16 protein-coding genes are annotated in these 20456 nt (G+C 67.3%); all 16 read right to left on the bottom strand.

The features are described 5' to 3' along the window. A complete protein-coding gene (locus AC1DYS_RS03555) occupies nucleotides 1-1188 on the bottom strand; it encodes a VWA domain-containing protein (RefSeq protein ID WP_477896103.1) in 1188 nt (395 codons plus the stop codon). Next, entirely contained in the window at nucleotides 1185-3467 is a 2283-nt protein-coding gene (locus AC1DYS_RS03550; protein ID WP_477896101.1) for a DUF5682 family protein, read from the bottom strand. The genes AC1DYS_RS03555 and AC1DYS_RS03550 overlap by 4 nt, the downstream gene beginning before the upstream one ends. 52 nt (nucleotides 3468-3519) lie before the next feature. Then, nucleotides 3520-4599, bottom strand: coding sequence for an ATP-binding protein (locus tag AC1DYS_RS03545; RefSeq protein ID WP_477897258.1), 1080 nt, complete (start codon nucleotides 4597-4599; stop codon nucleotides 3520-3522). A gap of 20 nt (nucleotides 4600-4619) precedes the next feature. After that, nucleotides 4620-6164, bottom strand: a complete 1545-nt coding sequence (locus tag AC1DYS_RS03540; RefSeq protein ID WP_477896099.1) for a DUF5691 domain-containing protein — start codon at nucleotides 6162-6164, stop codon at nucleotides 4620-4622. Continuing rightward, nucleotides 6161-7489, bottom strand: a complete 1329-nt coding sequence (locus AC1DYS_RS03535) for an SWIM zinc finger family protein (protein ID WP_477896097.1) — start codon at nucleotides 7487-7489, stop codon at nucleotides 6161-6163. The genes AC1DYS_RS03540 and AC1DYS_RS03535 overlap by 4 nt, the downstream gene beginning before the upstream one ends. Before the next feature lie 199 nt (nucleotides 7490-7688). Further along, nucleotides 7689-8678, bottom strand: coding sequence for a S1C family serine protease (locus AC1DYS_RS03530; RefSeq protein ID WP_477896095.1), 990 nt, complete (start codon nucleotides 8676-8678; stop codon nucleotides 7689-7691). A gap of 45 nt (nucleotides 8679-8723) precedes the next feature. After that, nucleotides 8724-9152 (bottom strand): PACE efflux transporter, encoded by a 429-nt coding sequence (locus AC1DYS_RS03525; RefSeq protein WP_477896093.1) that lies wholly within the window; start codon nucleotides 9150-9152, stop codon nucleotides 8724-8726. Nucleotides 9153-9223: 71 nt separating this feature from the next. Next, nucleotides 9224-10504 (bottom strand): leucine-rich repeat domain-containing protein, encoded by a 1281-nt coding sequence (locus AC1DYS_RS03520; protein ID WP_477896091.1) that lies wholly within the window; start codon nucleotides 10502-10504, stop codon nucleotides 9224-9226. Nucleotides 10505-10576: 72 nt separating this feature from the next. After that, nucleotides 10577-10972, bottom strand: a complete 396-nt coding sequence (gene rbsD, locus AC1DYS_RS03515) for a D-ribose pyranase (RefSeq protein ID WP_477896089.1) — start codon at nucleotides 10970-10972, stop codon at nucleotides 10577-10579. Beyond that, on the bottom strand, nucleotides 10969-11880 hold the full coding sequence (gene rbsK / locus AC1DYS_RS03510; RefSeq protein ID WP_477896087.1) for a ribokinase: 912 nt from the start codon (nucleotides 11878-11880) through the stop codon (nucleotides 10969-10971). The genes rbsD and rbsK overlap by 4 nt, the downstream gene beginning before the upstream one ends. Further along, the gene (locus tag AC1DYS_RS03505; protein WP_477896085.1) at nucleotides 11877-12899 is read right to left on the bottom strand and encodes a LacI family DNA-binding transcriptional regulator; all 1023 of its coding nucleotides are present in this window, start codon (nucleotides 12897-12899) and stop codon (nucleotides 11877-11879) included. Before AC1DYS_RS03505 ends, rbsK begins: the two co-directional genes overlap by 4 nt. A 35-nt stretch (nucleotides 12900-12934) precedes the next feature. Further along, nucleotides 12935-13954 carry an ABC transporter permease gene (locus AC1DYS_RS03500; RefSeq protein WP_477896083.1) on the bottom strand — a complete coding sequence of 340 codons (1020 nt, stop codon included), beginning with the start codon at nucleotides 13952-13954 and terminating at the stop codon, nucleotides 12935-12937. A 3-nt stretch (nucleotides 13955-13957) separates the two neighbouring features. Next, complete coding sequence (locus AC1DYS_RS03495) at nucleotides 13958-15529, bottom strand: sugar ABC transporter ATP-binding protein (RefSeq protein WP_477896081.1); 1572 nt, start codon at nucleotides 15527-15529, stop codon at nucleotides 13958-13960. Between the two features lie 56 nt (nucleotides 15530-15585). Continuing rightward, on the bottom strand, nucleotides 15586-16527 hold the full coding sequence (locus AC1DYS_RS03490; protein ID WP_477896079.1) for a sugar ABC transporter substrate-binding protein: 942 nt from the start codon (nucleotides 16525-16527) through the stop codon (nucleotides 15586-15588). A 383-nt stretch (nucleotides 16528-16910) separates the two neighbouring features. Next, on the bottom strand, nucleotides 16911-17513 hold the full coding sequence (locus AC1DYS_RS03485) for a hypothetical protein (protein ID WP_477896077.1): 603 nt from the start codon (nucleotides 17511-17513) through the stop codon (nucleotides 16911-16913). Between the two features lie 345 nt (nucleotides 17514-17858). Further along, entirely contained in the window at nucleotides 17859-20384 is a 2526-nt protein-coding gene (gene gyrB, locus AC1DYS_RS03480) for a DNA topoisomerase (ATP-hydrolyzing) subunit B (RefSeq protein WP_477896075.1), read from the bottom strand. Nucleotides 20385-20456 lie beyond the last annotated feature (72 nt).

Genomic DNA, 20456 nt, shown 5'->3' with positions numbered 1-20456 from the left:
TCAGCGCGCCTTGGGGCTTGTGGCAATGCCCTGCGTGGCCGCCCACGACGAGATGTCGTCACGGCGAATGGCCGCGGCCATCAAGCCCGGGAACGCATCGGGCGTGCAGGCGAATGACGGCACACCCAGCGCGGCTAGCTTGGCCGCCAGGGCGCGGTCGTAGGCCGGCGCGCCTTCGTCGCTCAGCGCGAGCAGGGTGATGAACTGCACGCCGCTGTCGACCAGCTCCATCGCACGGCGCAGCAGGTTGGCCTCGACGCCGCCCTCGTACAGGTCGGAGATCAGCACGAAGATTGTGTTGCGCGGCTCACGGATGATGGACTGGCAGTAGCCGACCGCACCGTTGATGTCGGTGCCACCGCCGAGCTGCACGCCGAAGAGCAACTCCACCGGGTCATCGAGCTGCTCGGTCAGGTCGACCACCGCGGTGTCGAACACCACCAGCTTGGTCGCCACCGCCGGCAGCGTGGCCATCACGGCGCCGAAGATGCTTGCATAGACGACGGAGTTCGCCATCGAGCCGCTCTGGTCGATGCACAACACCACCTCGCGCTGCGGCCGGCGGGCCTTGCGTCCATAGCCCAGCAAGGTCTCCGGGACCACGGTGCGGTACTCCGGCTGCCAATGCTTGAGGTTGGCGCGAATGGTCCGGTGCCAGTCGATCTCGGCGTGACGTGGCCGGCGGTTGCGCTGGCTGCGGTCGAGCGCACCGCTGATCGCAGAGCGCAGCGGCTCTTCCAGGCGCTTCATCAACTCGTCGACCACTGCGCGCACCACCTGGCGAGCGGTCTCCTTGGTGCCGGCAGGAATGACGCGTGACAAGGCCATGAGGTTCGCCACCAGGTGAACGTCAGGCTGCACGCTGCGCAGCATCTCGGGCTGCAGCAGCATGTCGCGCATGTTCAATCGCTCCAGTGCGTCACGTTGCATGACCTGCACCACCGAACTCGGAAAGTACTTGCGGATGTCGCCCAGCCAGCGGGCGACGCTCGGGGCCGAGCCGCCTCGCCCGCCGCGCCGGTCCTTTGACTGCAGACCGCCGGGGCCTTGTGCGTCGTACAAGGCCGCGAGGGCCTGGTCCATCTCGGCCGCAGGGCCGGACGGCACGCCGCAAGACGCATCGGCCTCGCCGCCCAGGACCAGCCGCCAGCGGAGTCGGTGTTCTTCGTCGCTAAGCGGTGTGGTCATGGTTCGACTCCCAGGAGCTGGCGCAGCACGGGCAAGGGCAACACGGCGCGGGCTTCGTCCCAGGTGGCTGCGGCCACCGGTGCTGCGGCCGCCTGGGCACCTCGGCCGGCACGCTGCCCCAGGTCGCGCCGCTCGCCTGCACCGAAGACCGAGAACGTGCGCCGGATCAAGGGCAGCACGCGAATGAAGTGCTCGTTGCTCAAGCCGGCAAGCCATTCATCGACGAGACGCCACACCTCTGCATCGTGCAGCAGGACCACCGCGTTGCGGTTCAGGAATCCATCCAGCCAGGCCGCTGCCTTCGACGGCTCCGCACCGGCCGACAGGTGCAGCGACAGGGCTTGCGCCGCCTGCTCCGTGGACCAGGCACCCGCGTCGAGCAGCAATCTCGTCGCGACCCCTTGCAGCAACTCGTGGGCGCTCTGCTGGGCGGCCAGCTGGCCGAGCGAGCGCTGCCAAGCTCGTGTCTGTTCATCACCCTGGCGCAACGCCACGGCAGCATGTGCACCCAACAACTTGTCGCGCAGCGATTCGGCAGCCGCATCGTCGAGCGACGAACCGGCGAGCGGCAGGCTGAGCGCGGCGCGCACGATGAGCCCGTCCAGCACGTGGCCCACCATCTCGGCATCGGTCTGGCGCACGTTGCCGTAGCGAAACACGTTGGCCAGCGGCGGCAGGGCGGCGAGCAGCTGCAGCGCATCGCCCGTCACCGCGGCACGGTTTTCGAGAGCGCGCGTGGCGGCGGTCACGGCGCCGTCCAGGTCGGCCAGCAAGGCGCGGTCGACCAGCGCCGACAGATCGGCCAGGTTGTCCAGTTCAGCGCATCGATCGATCACGCGCGCCGTGGCGGCCTGCACCGCGGTCTGGCCCCACAGGCTGGCTTCGATCAGGCGCAGTGCGAACTCGGGCTGCCATTGCAGCGTCCACACTTCGTGGAAGGTGCCACGAGACGAGCGACCGACCTTCGCGACCGCACCCCACGGCAGGTCGAGCAGGTTCAGGCGATGCAGCAGGTGGCTGCGTGCCAGGTCGTTGGCATTGCGCAGGTCCAGGTCCAGCGTTTTCTGCAGGGCCTCGGGCTTGAGCCGCAAGGTCTTCTGCATCTGTTCGACATCGCGTTGCAGCGGCACCGTCGGCACGTCGGGCGGCACGCTGCCGAAACGATCGCCGACAACCAGCGCATCATGAATGAAATGCAACACCGCCTCGTCGCCGAGGGTCAGCACTGTGCGCGTGGCTTCGTGCAACTCCTCCAGCCCAGGGGCGGGGCGTTCGCGCATCGCGGCGAGTGCATCCGCCAACCGGGTGGCTTCGATCAGGTGGGCCGACGAACAGTCAAGGTCGCGCTCACGCATCAGGCGCGCGACACGCGCCAGCCAGCCGACAGCCCGGGGTTGCTGGCCGTCCTGGCTCTTCCACAAGTGCTCGTACCAGCCCGGGGATTGCACGCCGGCTCCATAGCCGCTCGCACGTGCCAGGTGGCGGTAGGTCCACGGCACCCAGGTCGTCTGCACCTTCACCTTGGGCAAGCCCTTCAGCAAGGCCGCATCGGCTTTCACGGTGACGTCGGCCGCCAACCCGCCCAGATGCCACGCCCCGCAGACGACGGCAATGCGTTCGAAGCCTTCTTTCAGCGCAGCACGCACACATTGCCTCATGTGGGCTTCGCGCATCGCCTCGCGCTGTGCCTCGGCTGCGCTGCGGTGCTTGTCGCCCGTCTCGGCACGCAGCGTGGTCATGGCCTCGGCAATGGCGGCGAACAGCTGCTCGCCGTCACCCCGTTCTTCGACCATGTGGTTCCACCACGATTCGCCGTCGGCGTAACCCGCCGCATGGGCGAGCCAGTTGAGCGGGTCGCCGGTTTCGGGGGTATCGGATGTCGCCGGGGATGAAGCCGGCTCGGTGGCCTGTTCCATTTCAGCTTCGGGCTCGGGCGGAGCCTCACGCTCGGCCTTGTCCAACGCCAGGCCATGCACCAGCGGCAGGTCGATGAAACGCACGGGCACGGCCGCCGACACGGCCCAGCGCAGCGCCTGCCACTCCGGCGAGAACTCGGCGAAGGGGTGGTACACCGCCAGGCGCGGTTCATCGGGGCAGTAGCTGAGCAGGGCCACCGGCGGATGCATGCCCTCTGCCATCACGGCCTGCAGCACCGCTTCGCCCTCGGGCGGACCTTCGATCAGCACGCAATCCGGCTTCAGGGCCTCGAAGGCACGCAGCAGGCTGCGCGCACACCCTGGCCCATGGTGGCGAATGCCGAAGTAGTGAGGTGCTGTCATCGAAGCCCCGGGCCGCGGTGACCCGCTTCAAGCAGCGTGCAGGGCGTCATCTTCAGCCCTGGTCGCGGAAGGCGCGGTACAGGTCCTTCCAGTCGCTGCGCTCCTTCATCACGGTTTCCAGGTACTCGTTCCAGACCACGGTATCCTGAACCGGGTCCTTCACCACGGCACCGATGAGACCGGATGCCATGTCGTGCGCACGCAGCACGCCATCGCCGAAGTGGCCTGCCAGCGCGAGGCCGCTGTTGATGACGGAGATTGCCTCGGCGGTCGACAGCGTGGACGTCGGCGACTTGATCTGCGTCTTGCCATCTTCCGTCTTGCCGTTGCGCAGCTCGCGAAAGATCTGCACGATACGACGCACTTCTTTCAGTGCAGGCGGCTCGGCTGGCAACTGCAAGGCGCGGCCCATCTCGGCAACACGCTTGACCACGATGGCGACTTCATCGTCTTCACTAGCCGGCACCGGCAGCACCACCGTGTTGAAGCGCCGCTTCAAGGCTGCTGAAAGCTCGTTGACGCCCTTGTCGCGGTTGTTGGCCGTGGCGATGACGCTGAAGCCCCGCACGGCCTGCACTTCGCTGCCCAGCTCGGGAATCGGCAGCGTCTTCTCCGACAGCACGGTGATCAGGCTGTCCTGCACATCGGATGGAATGCGCGTGAGCTCTTCGACGCGCGCGATCTTGCCGTTGCGCATGGCCTGCATCATCGGGCTGGGCACCAGTGCCTTCTCGGACGGGCCGTTGGCGAGCAACTGGGCGTAGTTCCAGCCGTAGCGCAGCTGCTCTTCGCTGGTGCCGGCCGTGCCCTGGATCAAGAGCGTCGAGTCGCCACTGATGGCCGCGGCCAAGTGCTCCGACACCCACGACTTCGCGGTGCCCGGCACGCCATAGAGCAGCAATGCGCGGTCGGTGGCCAGCGTCGCGACGGCAATCTCCATCAAGCGCAGGCTGCCGATGTACTTGGCGCTGACTTCGAAGCCGTTGTCCAGCTTGCCGCCCATCAGATAGCGCACCACGGCCCAGGGCGAGAGCGCCCAGTTCTCCGGCCGCGGGCGCTGATCGAACTTGCCCAGCTCGGCCAGTTCTTCTGCGAACTGCTGTTCGGCATGCTGGCGCATGACCTGATTGATCACCTGGTTGGTTTGAACGGTCATGGGGTACCCGAGATCGTGAGGGAGTGAAGGGCTTGCCGAACGGCCACGACGTGCGTCGTCACCTGCAGGACTTCGGCCAGGGAGGTGGTTTCGTCGGGATGGCGCGTCAGCTGCGACATGCCCTGCAATGCATCGGCGTGAAGGGCGCAGCACAGGTCCGGCAACAGCCCGCGCAGCGCATAGTCGTCATTCAGCGCACGGCTTTCGGCACGTCGCCGGATCGCATCGACCAGCGTGGCCGAGAGCGAGGCCGACAGCGTCTGGCCGGCCGGGCACGCGACGAGCACCTGGTTCACCACCAGGTGAATCGACGTGCCGCCCTCGCGCAGTTGCCTCAGCCAGTGGCGCTCGCGTGCCGCCGGCGGCAGCAGCGCAAGCACGGTCGCCGGGTCGTCGCGCAAAGCCACCGATGGCCACTTGTCCAGGAACGCTTCGCACCACGCCATGTCGGTCGCGGCGAACAGCACGTCGCGCCAACCACGCAGCAAGGCTTCGGTCCAGTCGGTCTCGTGGGCCCAATGAAGCAGCTCGGCGGGGCTCATGCCGGTGTGCTGCGTCCACCAGCCGAGCGGCACCTGCCGGACGAGTTGATAGAGCCACCAGGCTCGTTCTCCCAGCGATTCGTTCTTCGGGCGAACGGCGTCGAGGTTGTCGGCCTTCCAGTCGCTTGCCGCTGACGCCGGTGCGTCGATCTGCCAGCGCTTGCGCAACAGCACGCGCTCGTGCTTCAGCAAGGCGTCCATGCGGGCCATCGCCCGCTTCGGGTGGGCTGCGTCGGGCAGCCGCAGAAGAAGGTTGCCAGCGGCCTGTCTCACTTCGCGACTGCGGTCGGCGCGCAGCGTGTCGAGCAGCGGCTCGTCGTCGAGGTTCAACCTCTCGCTCAGTTCAGCCACCAGATCGGCGCGCTCCTTGGCGCCCAACTCGTCGAGCACCCCTGCCAGCCGCTCGCGCGCGGCATTCGGGTCGGCGGCTCGCTCTTGCCTCAGGAAGTTGCGCCGCTGCTCGAAGCTTCCTTCGTTCCATTGCGCTTCTTGCGGCGCTTCGGCGCTAATGCCTGCGGCAAAGCGCCAGTCGTCGCGTTGCGCTGCCAGCCAAAGGCCTCGCTCGCCCAGCACCGGTGACAGCAGAGGCCGCAGAGACAACGACCGTCGCCCCAGTTCCAGGGCCTGCGGCAACAGAGCGGTCGGCAATCGGCAATGCGCTCGTTCGAGTGCAATGCAAACCTCGTGCTGCAGCCGCGCCGGACCGTCGTTGAGCGCCCACGCGACCAAGTGGCTCACCGGTCCGTCGGGCAGAGATGGCAATGCATCGTCGCTCGCGGCAGCTGGCAACGGCTCTGTCCACAGAACGCCCTGGGTTGCCGCCAAGTCACAGGCGGCTAGCACGGCAGCCGCACGCAGCACGGCAGACGCCGTGTTGCCGTTCGCGTCGGCCACCTGCGCCACCAGCTGGCCCACCTCGCCAGGCCAGGAAGGCAGCGGCGAGGCCTGGCGATCGGTGCCGACCATCGCCAAGGGCAGCAGGGGCGTCCAGATGCTCATGCTGCACCGCCTTGCCAGTGCGGCAGAGGCGACCCGTCTTCCCAGGCGGAGAGTGGTTTCAGGACGCGCCCGTCCCACTCCCCCATCAGCTGGCAAGGCCGGCCACCACTGCTGCCGAGCAGCTTCCATTGTTCGGCAACAGCCAACGCCAGCGGGAGCGCCCGGCCCTGCGAGACAGCGAGCAGGCCGTCACCGGAGCGCACCGCCACGGCGTCTCTCACGATGAGCGGATGCAAGCCGGACCACGGGCATGCCGACACGCGCTGCGCGATCGCCATCCATTCGTCGCCCAAGGCCCCACTCGGCCAAGCCGCGGGGCCGGGTACCGAGCAAGGCTCGGCGCTCAGCGCGCGCAACGGGCTGGCACCGGGAAAGAACGCCAAGGTCGTCTCGACGCTGCTGCCAACCAGCCACGCCTGCTCGAACCCGCGGCCCCCGAAGGCGTGGTCGAGCAGCCAGGCTCGGCGGCCGCTGCGGTGGCCGTGCAACCAGACGCGTCGCTCGGTCAGCTTGTCGTCACGTTCCTCGAGCGCGCTGCCGAGCACGGTCCAACGGTCCGGCACGCGTTCACCGGCGGTGACCACCTCGGCCTTCTCGTGCGGCCAGCCCACGGCGGCACGAAGGTCGGCCTGCATGGGGGCGGTCAAGGCGTCACGCCGCCGCAAGGCTTCGCAGAGCAGTTGCAGCAAGCCCAGGCGGTGGAGCGTGCGCTCGGGCCAATCGACCCCGTTGTTGACGCCGACCGCGGCCTCGCGAACGCGATACCCGAGACCCGGCGCCTGCGCATCGACCATGCGCGCAGCCATCGTGTGCCAGCTCTTCAGCACCTCGCTGTTGAGTGAGCCCAGCCCTCGCGCCATTTGATCTGCCAGCCAGCGTTGCAACTCCTGCCCGGCGTCGGCGATGCGTTGCCAACGCTGGCCCTCGCGCTTGGCAGCGGCCTGCGGGTCAACCGGTGCTGCGGCTTTTTCGAGTTGCCGCTCCTCCTTCTTCTGCGCTTTCTCGCCACGCGAGGCCAGCCACTCGCTCACCCACGCCGGGGATTCGCCCGCGGCGAACAAGGTGGCGTCTTGCGCTCTCATCATCAGGAGCGCCAGGCCATGCTTGCACGGGAACTTGCGGCTGGGGCAGCTGCAGCGAAAGGCCGGGCCGCTCAGGTCGACCTGTGTCTGATAGGGCTTGGACCCGCTGCCCTGGCACTCGCCCCAGGCCGCCGCTTCATTGGCACCGAGCAACGGCCATTTGGCCGGCACCGTCAAACCACGCGCAGCCTTGGCCGACGCGTCGTCCGGGGCCAGCGAGAGAACCGCCTCGAGGGTCAGCACGCTGGCTGCCCGCGCCTCGGTTCGATCATGAGGGTCACGTCAACGGGTGGTCTGAAAACGCGCATGAAGGGGTGCTGGCGGGCGACACATGCACCGAATTTACTTCACGGCATCTCGTCCGTGCCGATGCCTCGTCAGCAAGAGCCGCCGACCGTGAACGGCGTTGCAATCTCCCTCGCCGTGTAGACGCCGGCGCGCTTCAGCGAGGCCGCACCGCCTCGGTCGGCCGCACGTTCAGATAGACCGGCACCGGCGAGGTCGCACCGCGGATCAACTTGAGCGCGCAGTCGCGGTTCATGCGGGTCGCGTCGAGCGCCTGGTGCAAGGCGTCGACGCTGTCGATCACCACGCCGTCGATGCCGACGATCAGGTCGTGGGCGTGCACACCGGCGAGCGCGGCGGGGCTGTGGGGCTCGACGGACGACACGCGCACACCGCTCGATTGCGGGAGCTCGTAGGCGAGCACCACGCGGCGGTCCAGCGTCTGCGTGGCACCGGCCACGCCCAGGTAGCCGCGGCGCACGCGGCCGTGCTGAAGCAGCTGTGGGATGACCCACGAGGCAATGTCCACCGCCACCGCGAAGCAAATCGCCTGTGCGCCGCGGATGATGGCGGTGTTGACGCCGATCACCTCGCCGCGCGAGTCCAGCAAGGGGCCGCCGGAGTTGCCGGGGTTTAGCGCCGCGTCGGTCTGGATCACATCGGGAATGAGCCGGCCGGTGCTCGCACGCATGCTGCGACCCAGCGCGCTGACGATGCCGGCCGTCACCGTGTGCTCGAAGCCCAGCGGGTTGCCGATCGCGATGGCGATCTGCCCGCGCTTCAAGCCGGCAGATCGGCCGAGCGAAGCGTGTGTGAGCGTGCCCTTGGAGAGACCGTCGATGCTCAGCACCGCGAGGTCGGTGTCCGGGTCGTCGCCGACCCAATGCGCCGCAAACTCGCGGCCATCCGCCAGCGACACGCGGTAGTTCAAGGCCGGCCGGGCCGCCACCGGCGGCTGGCCGGCACGCACCACATGCGAGTTGGTCAGCAGGTAGCCGTCTGGCGTGAAGAGAAAGCCCGAGCCACCACCGAGCGATGAATCGGTGCCACGCAGCTGAACGGCAGCCACGCTGGGGCCGACGCGTTCGACCACGTCGCTGACGGTTTGCGAATAAGCGTCGTGAAGAAAAGCGTCGGTCGCACCCAAGAGAGGTCTCCTTAGTTCGCCTAGGTGCGAACGAAGGGAGCCGTTTCAAGGGGCGGGCATCGCGGACGCGGGCGGGCCGAAGATGGCGTCGAACGCCCAGGTGAACACGAAGGTGTAGATGAGGAAGAACACCACCAGGCTCATGTCCATCACCAGGGCCTGCCAAAGGCTCACGTCGAGCCACCACGCCATCAGCGGCACGAGGAACACCACCAGGCCGAACTCGAAGCCCAGCGCATGCACGATGCGCCGGCCGAGTGTGCGCTCGCGGTTTTGCTGGCGCGCCTCCCAGCGCTCGAACAGCGCATTGAACACGGCGTTCCAGGCCACCGCGATGGCCGAGGTGACCGTCGCGAGCACGCCGCTGTCGAACACGCCGGCGCCCGACATCAGCATCAGGCCGATGCTGGCCATCACGATGGCGATCGCTTCGTAGAGGGCGACGTAGACGATGCGCCTCAGGGTGCCTTGCATGGGAATCGTTCAGGAAGTGCGAGGGCGCCTCGCGGCTGGCCGGCGCCGGACGGGCGATTTCAGCACACGCTTCAGCACGTGCTAGCCACAGGCTCCCACGGCGCATCGGAGCGCTGCGACAGCTCTTCCACCAGCACCCGCAGGGCGCGTCGGTCCAGTGCCTGCAGTGCATCCGTCCGTGCCGCGTCGTCGACCGGCAGGAAGGCCGCGGCCCCGAAGTCGCTGAGTAGCGCACCACCCTGCCAATCCACCAGCAGGTTGTGGGCGTACAGGTCGCCGTGGCCGAGACCTCGGGCGTGCAGGTGGCTCAACGCGGCAGTGGCCGCCTGGGCGATGGCCTGCGCTTGGGCCCGCGGCAGGCGCAGGCCGAGGCGGTACACGTCGCGGGTGCAGCTCGCCATGCTGGGCGGGCCGGCGAGCGGTGCCCAGTGCGAGGCCAGTCGCGGCAGCACCAGGCCCGGCGTGCCCTGCGGGTGGCCGGCCAGCACGCCGCGCACGCCGACCAGGTGGGCGTGCTCGCCGGCGGCCAGAGAGGCTGCCATCTCGCACTGCGGGAGGCCGTCGCTGGTGACCGCTCCCTTGAACAGCTTCACGGCCACGTCCTCGCCCGGCCCGTGGGCCGGCTGCCAGCGGGCCGCGTGAATGTGGCCGGAAGCGCCTTCGCCAAGCAGCGCGCCCAGCTGCAACTCGGCCCAGGGAATGGGAGCGGCCGCAGCCCGCGTGTGCGCTGCCTGCTCGCGCACCGCACTGAACGGGTTGCCGGCATGGGCCAGCCACGCCAGCTGCGGCAAGGCAAGCACCTCGTCGGGCAAGGCGTCTTCCACCTGCTCGAAGTGGTTGGCCGACACGCGCAGCAGCTCCAGCCGCTGCAGGCGGCCCATGCCCGCAGGCAAGCGGCGCAGGCGGTTGCCGGCCAGCATCAGCTTCTGCATCCGGGTGCAGTCGGTCAGGTTCGATGGCAGCGCGGTGATGCGGTTGTCGGTCAGGATCAGCCAGCGCAGCGTGGGCGACAGCGCTTGCGCCGGCACGTCTTCGATGCGGTTGGCCTTGACGCCCAGCGTGTCCAGCACGGGCAGCCGACCCAGCACCGGTGGCAGCGTCGTCAGGCGGTTGTTCGATGCGAAAACGGTGTGCAGCCGCGACAGCTGCGCGAGCTCGTCAGGCAACGAGACCAGCACGTTGCCCGACACGTCGAGCACCTCCAGCGTGTCGGCCAGCGACAGCACCTCGTCGGGCAAGGCCGTGAGGCCGCAGCCGCGCAGGTCGAGGTGGGTGCTGCCCTGCAGTTCGCCGGCCCGCAGCCGGTCCAGTGTTCGAGCCACAGCGGCGGCGGGCGTGGGAGTGGAAGCCATCAAATGCATCGCGGAGGTGGGACTGCATTCTCGACGCTGGCCGGCGCCCGGCCGGGCCGGCCCGCCCCAGCCTCAGAACACCACGCCGGCCTGCAGGATCACATTCGCGTAGGGCGTGAACTCTCCGGTGCGCACGATCGCGCGGGCCGCGGCGGAGCGCGCCTTGAAGGCCTCATGGTCGACCTGCTCCATCGGCGTGTCGCCGAGCAACACGCGCAACCGGGCCGCGAGTTCGGGCGCGCGCTGCAGCATCTCGCTCGCATGCACGGCGCGCTCGACCTGCAGCTCGCCCAGCACAGCCCCCAGCACCGCCTCGAACGAGGGCACGCCGCGCGTCACCGCGAGGTCGATGCAATGCGTGCCGGGCGGCACCGGCAGGCCGGCGTCGGCGATGACGAGCAGGTCGCCATGGCCCATGGTCGCGATCAGCTGCGAGAGTTCAGCGTGCAGCAAGCCTGTCTTCTTCATGGTGACCCCAGTTCGTGACGGCGTGGCATGCCGGCCAGCGCGCCGGCGCGCGTGACGCTCAGTGCTGCCGCACGTTGTGCATAGGCCGCAGCCGCGCACACGTCGGCGCCCTCGCTGCGGGCGACGGCGTAGGCGCCGATAAAGGTGTCGCCAGCGCCGGTGGCGTCGACAACGGTGCCGACGGCCGGTGCGGGAAGGTGGCGGTCAATGGATGCGGTGGCTACTTGCACACCTTGTGCGCCGAGCGTGACCAGCACGGTCCCCGGCCCCATCGCGCGTAGGCAGGCCGCGGCCTCGGCAGCATCGAAGGCTTGGCCAGCGGGCCAGCCGACCAGCGCCGCGGCTTCGGTCTCGTTGGGCACCAGCACGTCGACCTGTGCCAGCAGCTCTGCTGGCAAGGCCTGCGCCGGCGCAGGGTTCAGCAGCACCGGCACACCGGCGGCATGCGCCAGCGCGACGGCATGGCGCACCACGGGCAATGGTGTCTCCAGCTGGCAGATGAAGAGCGCGGCACCGGCGATCAGCGCGGCAGCCGCGTCGACTTGCGCGATGCTCAGCGCCGCATTCGCGCCAGCGGCCAGCGCGATGCTGTTCTGCCCCGCGCTGTCGACCAGGATCATCGCCACGCCGGTGCGTGTGCCAGCGGCCTCGTGCAGGTGATGGGTGTCGACCCCCTCGGCCTGCAGCACGCAGCGCGCCTCACGGCCGAAATCGTCGTCGCCCACACAGCCGATGAACGCAACCTTCGCACCCAGCCGCGCAGCGGCCACGGCCTGGTTGGCACCCTTGCCGCCGGGCAGGGTCTGGAAGTCCTGCCCATGCACCGTCTGCCCCGGCAAGGGCAAGGCGGGGCAGCGCAGGACCAGATCGACGTTGACGCTGCCCAGCACCACGATGAGCCCGCTCATGCGCCGAGCTCCGTGCAGGGGCCGGACGAGCTGCGCACCAGCAGCGAAGGCTGCAGGATCGTGCGCTGCAAGGCACGGCCCGGGTCGGCGATGCGCTCCAGCAGCAGCTGCGCCGCCAGCTGGCCAGTCTGGTGCTTGGGCTGCACCACGCTGCTGAGCGGCGGGTTGCTGTGCGCGGCGAGCGCGATGTCGTCGAAGCCGACCACCGACAGGTCCTGCGGGATGCGCAAACCGAGCGAGGCAGCAGCGCAGATGGCGCCGATGGCCATCAGGTCATTGGAGGCGAACACCGCCGTCGGGCGTTTGGCCGGTGGCTTGCGTTTGAGCAGCGCGGACAAGGCGGCATGGCCGCCCGCGCTCGTGAAGTCGGCGCTGCGCAGCAGCTGCTCGTCGACCGCCACGCCCGCCGTGGCCAGCGCACGCCGGTAGCCCTGCACCCGCTCACGTGCTGACGACAGGCCTTGCGGCCCGGCCAGGCAGGCGATGCGGCGGTGGCCCAGCTCCAGCAGGTGGCGCGTGGCAAGAAAGCCGCCGGCCTCGTGGTTCACCTCCACCAGGTCGGCGGCCAGGTCGTCGATCTCGCGGTCGACCACCACCAGCGGCATGCGGGTGGCGCGCAGCGTGTCGAGCAGCTCCACGTCGCTGCCGGACGACATCACGATCAGCCCGTCGACCTGCTTCTCGCTCAGCAGCCGCACGTAGTGGCTCTGCTTGATCGGGTCGTCGTCGGAGTTGCAGAGGATGACGTTGAAGCCGGCCTCGTAAAAGCTGTCTTCGATGCCGCGGATGATCTCGGCGAAGTACGGGTTGGAGCTGTTCGGAATCATCATCCCGACGGTGTGCGTGCGGTTGCTCTTCAAGCTGCGCGCCAGTGCGCTGGGCACGTAGCGCAGCGCCTCGATGGCCTGCTGCACGCGCACGCGCGTGGGCTCGGCGACGAAGCGCGTGTCGTTGATCACGTGCGACACCGTGGCCACCGACACCTGTGCGTGCTGGGCCACGTCCTTGATGGTGCTCATCCCTCTGCGTCCGGTTCCTGAAGTTGTTGTTTAGGTCACGACGCTGCACGCGTCAGCCGCGCACGGTACACGTCCAGCACCACTGCCAGGATGATGACGAAGCCGGTGACCATCTGGCGCAGGAAGTCGCTCATGCCGATCAGGATCAGCCCGTTGGCCAGCACGCCGATGATGCAGGCGCCGAGCAGCGTACCGACGATGGAGCCGCGCCCGCCGCTCAGGCTGGTGCCGCCAATGATCACCGCGGCAATCGCGTTCAGCTCGAAGCCGATGCCCGAGATGGGGCTCGCGATGGTCAGCCGCGTCATGTAGATCACCGCGCCCACGCCCACCGCCGCGCCACAGATCACGAAGGCGGCGATCTTGTAGGCACGCACGTTGTGGCCCGCCAGGCGCACCGCCTCTTCGTTGTTGCCGATGGCGTAGATCAGCCGGCCGAACACCGTGCGGTTGAGCACGAACCAGCCGATGGCGACCAGCGCCAGCGCCACCAGAAAGATCGCCGGCGCGCCCAGCACCGTGGCGCTGCCGAAATCGTTGAAGGCATCGGGGAACTCGTAGATGGAGCGCGCCTGCGTCCACTGCAGCGCCGCACCGCGCGCGATGTTGAGCATGCCCAGCGTGACGATGAACGACGGGATGGCCCACCAGGCCGAGATCGCGCCGTTGGCCAGGCCGCACAGCGCACCGACCGCGATGCTGGCGGCCAGCGCGAGCGCGATGGCCACACCGGTGTCCAGCCCCTCGAGCTTCAGCACCGTGCCCGCCACGACGGCGCAGAAGGCCATCACCGAGCCGACCGACAGGTCGATGCCGCCGATCAGGATCACGAAGGTCATGCCCACCGCGAGGATCACGTTGATCGAGATCTGCGTGAAGATGTTGGTGATGTTGTTGGCCGTCAGGAAGATCGGCGACAGCAGCGCGAACACGCCGACCAGCGCCACCAGCGCGACGCCGATGCCGGCCTCGCGCAGCACGGCGCGGGTGTGCTGGCGCACGGAGGTGCGCGGCGCCGCGGCAGGCGCCAGAGAGGGAGGATTCGGAGTGTTCATGGGTCAGGCGGTAGCGTTGACGTTCTCGGTCTCGCGGTGCGCGGCTCGCGTGTATTCCTGGTAAGCCATCGCGAGGATGGTTTCTTCGTCGAAGCGGTCGCGCGGCAGCTCGCCGGTGATCACGCCGCGGCTCATCACCAGCATGCGGTCGCACAGGCCCATCAGCTCGCGCAGGTCGGACGAGACCACCAGCACCGCGAGCCCCTGCGCGGCCATGCGTTGCAGCAGTGAGTGGATCTCGGCCTTGGCACCGACGTCCACGCCGCGCGTGGGCTCGTCGAGCAGCAGCACCTTGGGCTCGCGCAGCAGCCACTTGCCGAGCACCACCTTCTGCTGGTTGCCGCCCGACAGCTCGCGCACCGGCTGGTCGATGGACGCCAGGCGGATCTGCAGGTCGGCGGCCATGCGGCGCGCCGCGTCGGCCTCGGTGCCGGCCTGCATCAGCCCGGAGTTCGACACCGCGGCGAGGTGGGCCAGCGTCACGTTGGCGCGGATGGGCATGTCGAGGATCAGGCCCTCGTCCTTGCGGTTCTCGGTCAGCAGGCAGATGCCTTCGGCGATGGCGGCCCGGGGTGAATCGATGTGCACCGCGCGGCCATCGCGGAACACCTGGCCGGCAACGGCCGGGTCGGCGCCGAAGATCGCGCGCACCGTCTCCGTCCGTCCCGATCCAACGAGCCCGGCCAGGCCCACGATCTCGCCGTAGCGCAGCTCGAACGCCAACGGCGCATCACCCCGCTGGCCGCGGAAGCGCAGGCCTTCGACGCGCAGCGCCGGCGCACGTTGGGTGTCGAGCACCGGGGCCGCGCGGTGCGCGCGTTCAGCCAGGTCGCGGCCGACCATCAGGCGCACCAGGTCCTCGGAGGTCGTCTCAGCCATCGTTTGCGTCGCCACCTTGCGGCCGTTGCGCAGCACGGTGACGCGGTCGCACACCTCGAACAGCTCCTGCAGGTGGTGCGACACGAACACCACCGTCACGCCGCGCGCACGCAGCTGGCGGATGAGCTGCAGCAGGCGGTCGGTTTCGCGCGGGGTGAGCGTGGCGGTGGGCTCGTCCATGATCACCACACGGCTGTCGCCCGACAGCGCCTTGGCGATCTCGATCAACTGGCGCTGTGCCATTCCCAGCGTGGCCACGCGCGTCGAAGGGGCCAGGTCGTCCAGCCCCACCAGCGCCAGCAACTCGGTGGCGCGGCGATTGAGTTCGCGCCGGTCGAGTAGGCCGAGCCACCCACCCGCGCGCTTGCGCGGCAGGTGCTCGAACAACAGGTTCTCGGCCACCGACAGCTCGTCGAGCATGTGCAGCTCCTGGTGCACCACGCGGATGCCGGCACGCATCGCGTCCAGCGGGTTGTGTGGCGCGTAGGGCTGCCCGAACAGCTGCATGGACCCAGCGTCGGCGCGGTCGGCGCCGCACAGGATCTTGATGAGGCTGGACTTGCCTGCCCCGTTCTCGCCGGCCAGCGCATGCACCTCGCCCTGCAGCAGCGTCAGGTCGACGCTGTCGAGCGCCACCACGCCAGGGTGGCGACGGGTGAGGCCTTGCAGGGCGAGGGCGGGGGTCGGCGTGTTCATGGGTTCAGTCGATATGAGCCGGTGCCGGCCTTGCGGCCGGCCCCGGCTCATCAAGGTCACTTGACGGTCTTCTCTGTCACCAGCGAGATCGGCGTCTTGACCCAGCCGGTCAGCGGCTTCTTGTCCTTGAACGCCTTGAGGCCGTAGTCGATGGCGTTGGCTGCCATCTCGCTGCCGAACTGGTCGACCGTGGCCAGCACCTTGCCCTGCTTGATCAGCGGCTTGATCGCAGGGATGTTGTCGAAGCCCACGACCTTGATCTGCCCTGTCTTCTTGGCCGCGTCGATGGCCTTGACCACGCCCACGGCCATCGAGTCGTTGGCCACCATCACGCCCTTGATGTCGGGGTTGGCGGTCAGGATGTTGGTGAACACCGCGTTGGCTTCTTCGGTCTCCCAATGCGCCGTCTGCGAGGCCACGACCTGCAGCTTGCCGGCTTTGGCGGCGTCCTCGAAGCCGAGGCGGCGCTGCGTCGCGTTGTCCGCACCGGGGTTGCCTTCGATGATCACGATCTTGGCGCCCGGGCCCAGTGCCTTGGCAAGCTCGTCCCCGGCCATCTTGGCGCCAGCGCGGTTGTCGGGGCCGACAAAGGCGAGGTCGAGACCCGCCTTCTTCAGCGCGGCCGGGTCCAGCGCCACGTCGAAGTTGATGACGGTGATGCCGGCCTTCAGCGCCTTGGCGATCGGCGCCACCATGGCACGCGAGTCGGCCGGGGCGATGACGATCACGTCGTACTTCTGGGTGATGAAGTTCTCGACCGCGGCGGTCTGCGCGTCGAAGTCGGTCTCGGACTGCATGCCCACGGCCTTCAGCTCGAAGTCCCCGCGCTTCTTCTCGTGCGCGATCGCGCCTTCGGTCATGTTCTTGAAGAACTCGTTGGCCAGTGACTTCATCACCAGGCCGACACGCGGCTTGGCGGTCTGCGCCTGGGCGACGGGTACGAGCAGGGCCAGCGTGGCTGCCGCGGCCAAAGCGCGGCGGGTGAAACGGATCGTCATGTCTTGTCTCCTCTGTGGGCGGAATCGGAGTGCCCGGGCGGCGTGCCCGGGTACCGTCTGCGCAAACGATTACGTAAACGTTTACGTCGGGTGCGTATTCGAGTCCACGAAGGCGAAACCGGGAAGAGGGATTACCCGAGGCGTCCATGCCCTTCAGGCAAATGACTCGAGTGGCAGGCAGAGTGCGGTGAGGAGTGCTGCGACGGGGGATCTCTCATGTTCGAATGTTGGAGAGCGCCGTCGCGGGTTCGTCGGACTTGACGTCGTTATCGCCTCTAGATCGACGCATCGCTTGAGAGTTGCATCGTCTGTCTTTGCTCAATAGTTAGCCAATCAATTGCAGGCCTCTGAGGCGTGACCTGGCGTGACGGCGCAATGTGGGTTCAGGTTCTCGGTCGCAACCCGACCTCCCGAAGGATCCGGAGTAACTCCGAGGCGACCTTCTCGCTATTTCGATAGTCGCTCGTCACCACGATCTCACCCTTCCAAATAGGGCGGCTCGCGACTTCGTCACGAATGACCACGTCAACGTCCGACATCATCCCGGTCGACATGCTTGAAGTGATTTTTCGTGCTGATACCAGCACCGTATGCGTCGCGCCGGTAAGCGATGACGATTTCATGGAAGACTGGAGCATTGGCTGAACGCTGCTATCGGGGGCGACTTTCTCGATGTGGCGCGAAATTCGCCGGAATGCATCTTCCAGGGCACCGTTCCCAACGGTGGTCGCCGGCATTCCAATGCGCAGTGAAGAGAGGCCGCTTGGCGTGAACACTGCCTTGTCTACGAAGACGATGACGACCTTCGCATTGGAGACTGAGGTTGAACTCGCATTTGCCGGCTCAACAAAGGATCCTCGCAGGTCCGAGCTGGCGCAGCCAGACAGTACGAAAGCGAGGACCACGACCACCAAAGAATTCGCTCGCATGGTCGTTTCCTTCGCAGAGTTGATGAGCTTGAATGTTGCCACTGGGATGCGCGCCATGCCGCCTGAGTCAACGCTCGCGTGTCGCTTCTTGCGTGACCTTCCTGACGGGGATACGAGTTCGTGCGTAGCGGCGGGCTCTGAAGGACTCCTGCAACGCTCAGCCGCTCTTCACTCGGTCGTAGATGGCAGACACGGCGTCCGTACGCGTCCGCTTTGCCGCAAGAACTGCCGCACGGCACTCGCAGAACTGTGCGCGAGTCGCACATTGTTCTGCACCCAACGGCAGGCAGGTGACTGGCACCTCAACGCGGCGATCAACCGGTCGCGGTAACTCTGGCTGCCAGTCGCATCTGAGTGGCGCCAAGCGCAATTACTCTGGCGCCCTACGCCATCCCGAAATGCTCAAACGTCGATGTTCGCCGCCCTCAAGGCGTTGGCTTCGATGAACTCACGCCGAGGTTCAACCTCATCGCCCATCAGCATCGTGAACACGCGGTCGGCTTCGATCGCGTCGTCGATCTGCACGCGCAGCAAACGGCGCACGGTCGGGTCCATCGTGGTCTCCCACAACTGCGAGGGATTCATCTCGCCGAGACCCTTGTAGCGCTGGCGGCCCACGGCGGACTCGGCTTGCTGCAGCAACCAGGCCATGGCCTGACGGAAGTCGCCGACCTTGGCTTCCTTCTGCTTCTCGCCTTCGCCACGCTTGACGACGGCATCAGCACTGACCAGGCCCTTGAAGGTGAGGCCGGCGGTGCTCAGCGCTTCGTAGTCGGCACCGTGCACGAAGTCGGCGGTGATCACGCTGCTCTTCACGTTGCCATGGTGCATGCGGCTGATGCGCAGGATGTGCTTGTCGGTGCGCGCATCGAACTCGGCAGTGACTTCAGCGTCATGCAGCGCGGCCTTGAGGGCGGCTGCCGACTCTTCGGCACCTTCGAGCGTGTCGAGCTTGAGCACCAGGCCGTTGGCCATGGCGCGCAGGCCTTCGACGTCCATCCACTTGCTCAGCCGGTCGACGACGTTGTTGGCCAGCACGTATTGGCGGGCCAGCGTGTCGAGCGTGTCGCCTTGCAGCACGGCGCCACCGACACCCGTTTCGAGCTTGGCGTCTTTCAGTGCCACCTTGAGCAGGTAAGCGTCGAGTTCGCCGCCGTCTTTCAGGTACTGCTCTTCCTTGCCGAGCTTGACCTTGTAGAGCGGCGGCTGCGCGATGTAGATGTGACCGCGCTCGACGATCTCGGGCATCTGGCGATAGAAGAACGTGAGCAGCAGGGTGCGGATGTGCGCTCCGTCCACGTCGGCGTCGGTCATGATGATGATGCGGTGGTAGCGCAGCTTGTCGGGGTTGAACTCTTCCTTGCCGATGCTGGTACCCAGCGCGGTGATCAGCGTGAGGATTTCATTGCTGGTCAGCAGGCGCTCGAAGCGGGCGCGTTCCACGTTCAGGATCTTGCCGCGCAGCGGGAGGATCGCCTGGAACTTGCGGTCACGGCCCTGCTTGGCAGAGCCGCCGGCGGAGTCGCCCTCGACGATGTAGATCTCGCACAGCGAAGGATCTTTCTCTTGGCAGTCGGCCAGCTTGCCGGGCAGACCCATGCCGTCGAGCACGCCTTTGCGGCGCGTCATCTCGCGGGCCTTGCGGGCCGCTTCACGTGCACGCGAGGCGTCGACGATCTTGCCGCAGATGATCTTGGCATCGACCGGGTTCTCGAGCAGGTAGTCGGTGAGGGCCTTGCTCACGACGTCTTCGACCGGGCCACGCACTTCGCTGCTGACGAGCTTGTCTTTGGTCTGGCTGGAGAACTTGGGCTCGGGCACCTTCACGCTGAGCACGCAGCACAGACCTTCGCGCATGTCATCGCCAGTGACTTCGACCTTGGCCTTCTTGGCGAAATCGTTGTCGTCGATGTACTTGTTGATCACCCGTGTCATCGCGGCACGCAGGCCGGTGAGGTGGGTGCCGCCGTCACGCTGCGGAATGTTGTTGGTGAAGCACAGCACGTTCTCGCTGTAGCCATCGTTCCACTGCATCGCCACATCGGCGGTGATGGTCGTGCCCTGGTCGCTCATCTTCTCGCCCATGGCGCCGAAGATGTTCGGGTGCAGGGCCTTCTTGCCGGTGTTGATGAACTCGACGAAACCCTTCACGCCGCCGGCGTAGGCAAAGGTGTCTTCGCGGTTGTTGCGTTCGTCGATGAGGCGGATCTTCACGCCGTTGTTCAGGAAGCTCAGCTCGCGCAGCTTCTTGCTGAGGATGTCGTAGTGGAAGTCGATGTTGGAGAAGATCTCCAGGTCGGGCAGGAAGTGAACTTCGGTGCCACGCTTCTCGGTCTCGCCGATCACCTTCAGAGGCGACACCTCGAAGCCATCACGCTGCTCGAGCAGGCGGTCTTGCGGGATGCCTTGCTTGAACTCCATGAAGTGCACCTTGCCATCACGGCGCACCGTGAGGCGCAGCCACTTCGACAAACCGTTCACGCAGCTCACGCCCACGCCGTGCAAGCCACCCGAGACCTTGTAGCTGTTCTGGTTGAACTTGCCACCTGCATGCAGCTCGGTGAGTGCGATCTCGGCCGCACTGCGCTTGGGTTCGTGCTTGTCGTCCATCTTCACGCCGGTGGGAATGCCGCGGCCGTTGTCGGTGACGCTGATGGAGTTGTCGGAATGGATGGTGACGACGATGTCATCGCAATAGCCGGCCAGCGATTCGTCGATCGAGTTGTCGACCACCTCGAACACGAGGTGGTGCAAGCCGGTGCCGTCGGAGGTGTCGCCGATGTACATGCCAGGGCGTTTGCGGACAGCTTCCAGGCCTTCGAGGATCTGGATGCTGCCTTCGCCATAGGCAGCGCTCGAGGCGGCGTAGTCGGCTGCCGTGGCGGCTTTCTTGGCGGCGTCTTCGGGGAGGTTTTGCACGTCGGTCATTGCTGCTAGAGGCTCACGGTTCGGGCTGCATCCACTGCGTTGCAGCCCCGGTAAAAGCGTTGAAGCGGGCCA

Source organism: Rhizobacter sp. P2_G4 (assembly GCF_056403575.1).
The sequence above is the reverse complement of the archived record's forward strand: the minus strand, read 5'-3'. Positions and strand labels throughout refer to the sequence as shown.

What these genes read in the sequence shown, in the direction of transcription:
- AC1DYS_RS03525 (WP_477896093.1), bottom strand. Translation starts at nt 9,152, where the DNA reads ATGCAAGGCACCCTGAGGCGCATCGTCTACGTCGCCCTCTACGAAGCG.
- AC1DYS_RS03520 (WP_477896091.1), bottom strand. Translation starts at nt 10,504, where the DNA reads ATGGCTTCCACTCCCACGCCCGCCGCCGCTGTGGCTCGAACACTGGAC.
- gyrB (WP_477896075.1), bottom strand. Translation starts at nt 20,384, where the DNA reads ATGACCGACGTGCAAAACCTCCCCGAAGACGCCGCCAAGAAAGCCGCC.
- AC1DYS_RS03540 (WP_477896099.1), bottom strand. Translation starts at nt 6,164, where the DNA reads ATGAGCATCTGGACGCCCCTGCTGCCCTTGGCGATGGTCGGCACCGAT.
- AC1DYS_RS03490 (WP_477896079.1), bottom strand. Translation starts at nt 16,527, where the DNA reads ATGACGATCCGTTTCACCCGCCGCGCTTTGGCCGCGGCAGCCACGCTG.
- rbsD (WP_477896089.1), bottom strand. Translation starts at nt 10,972, where the DNA reads ATGAAGAAGACAGGCTTGCTGCACGCTGAACTCTCGCAGCTGATCGCG.
- AC1DYS_RS03500 (WP_477896083.1), bottom strand. Translation starts at nt 13,954, where the DNA reads ATGAACACTCCGAATCCTCCCTCTCTGGCGCCTGCCGCGGCGCCGCGC.
- AC1DYS_RS03550 (WP_477896101.1), bottom strand. Translation starts at nt 3,467, where the DNA reads ATGACAGCACCTCACTACTTCGGCATTCGCCACCATGGGCCAGGGTGT.
- rbsK (WP_477896087.1), bottom strand. Translation starts at nt 11,880, where the DNA reads ATGAGCGGGCTCATCGTGGTGCTGGGCAGCGTCAACGTCGATCTGGTC.
- AC1DYS_RS03555 (WP_477896103.1), bottom strand. Translation starts at nt 1,188, where the DNA reads ATGACCACACCGCTTAGCGACGAAGAACACCGACTCCGCTGGCGGCTG.
- AC1DYS_RS03505 (WP_477896085.1), bottom strand. Translation starts at nt 12,899, where the DNA reads ATGAGCACCATCAAGGACGTGGCCCAGCACGCACAGGTGTCGGTGGCC.
- AC1DYS_RS03495 (WP_477896081.1), bottom strand. Translation starts at nt 15,529, where the DNA reads ATGAACACGCCGACCCCCGCCCTCGCCCTGCAAGGCCTCACCCGTCGC.
- AC1DYS_RS03485 (WP_477896077.1), bottom strand. Translation starts at nt 17,513, where the DNA reads ATGGCGCGCATCCCAGTGGCAACATTCAAGCTCATCAACTCTGCGAAG.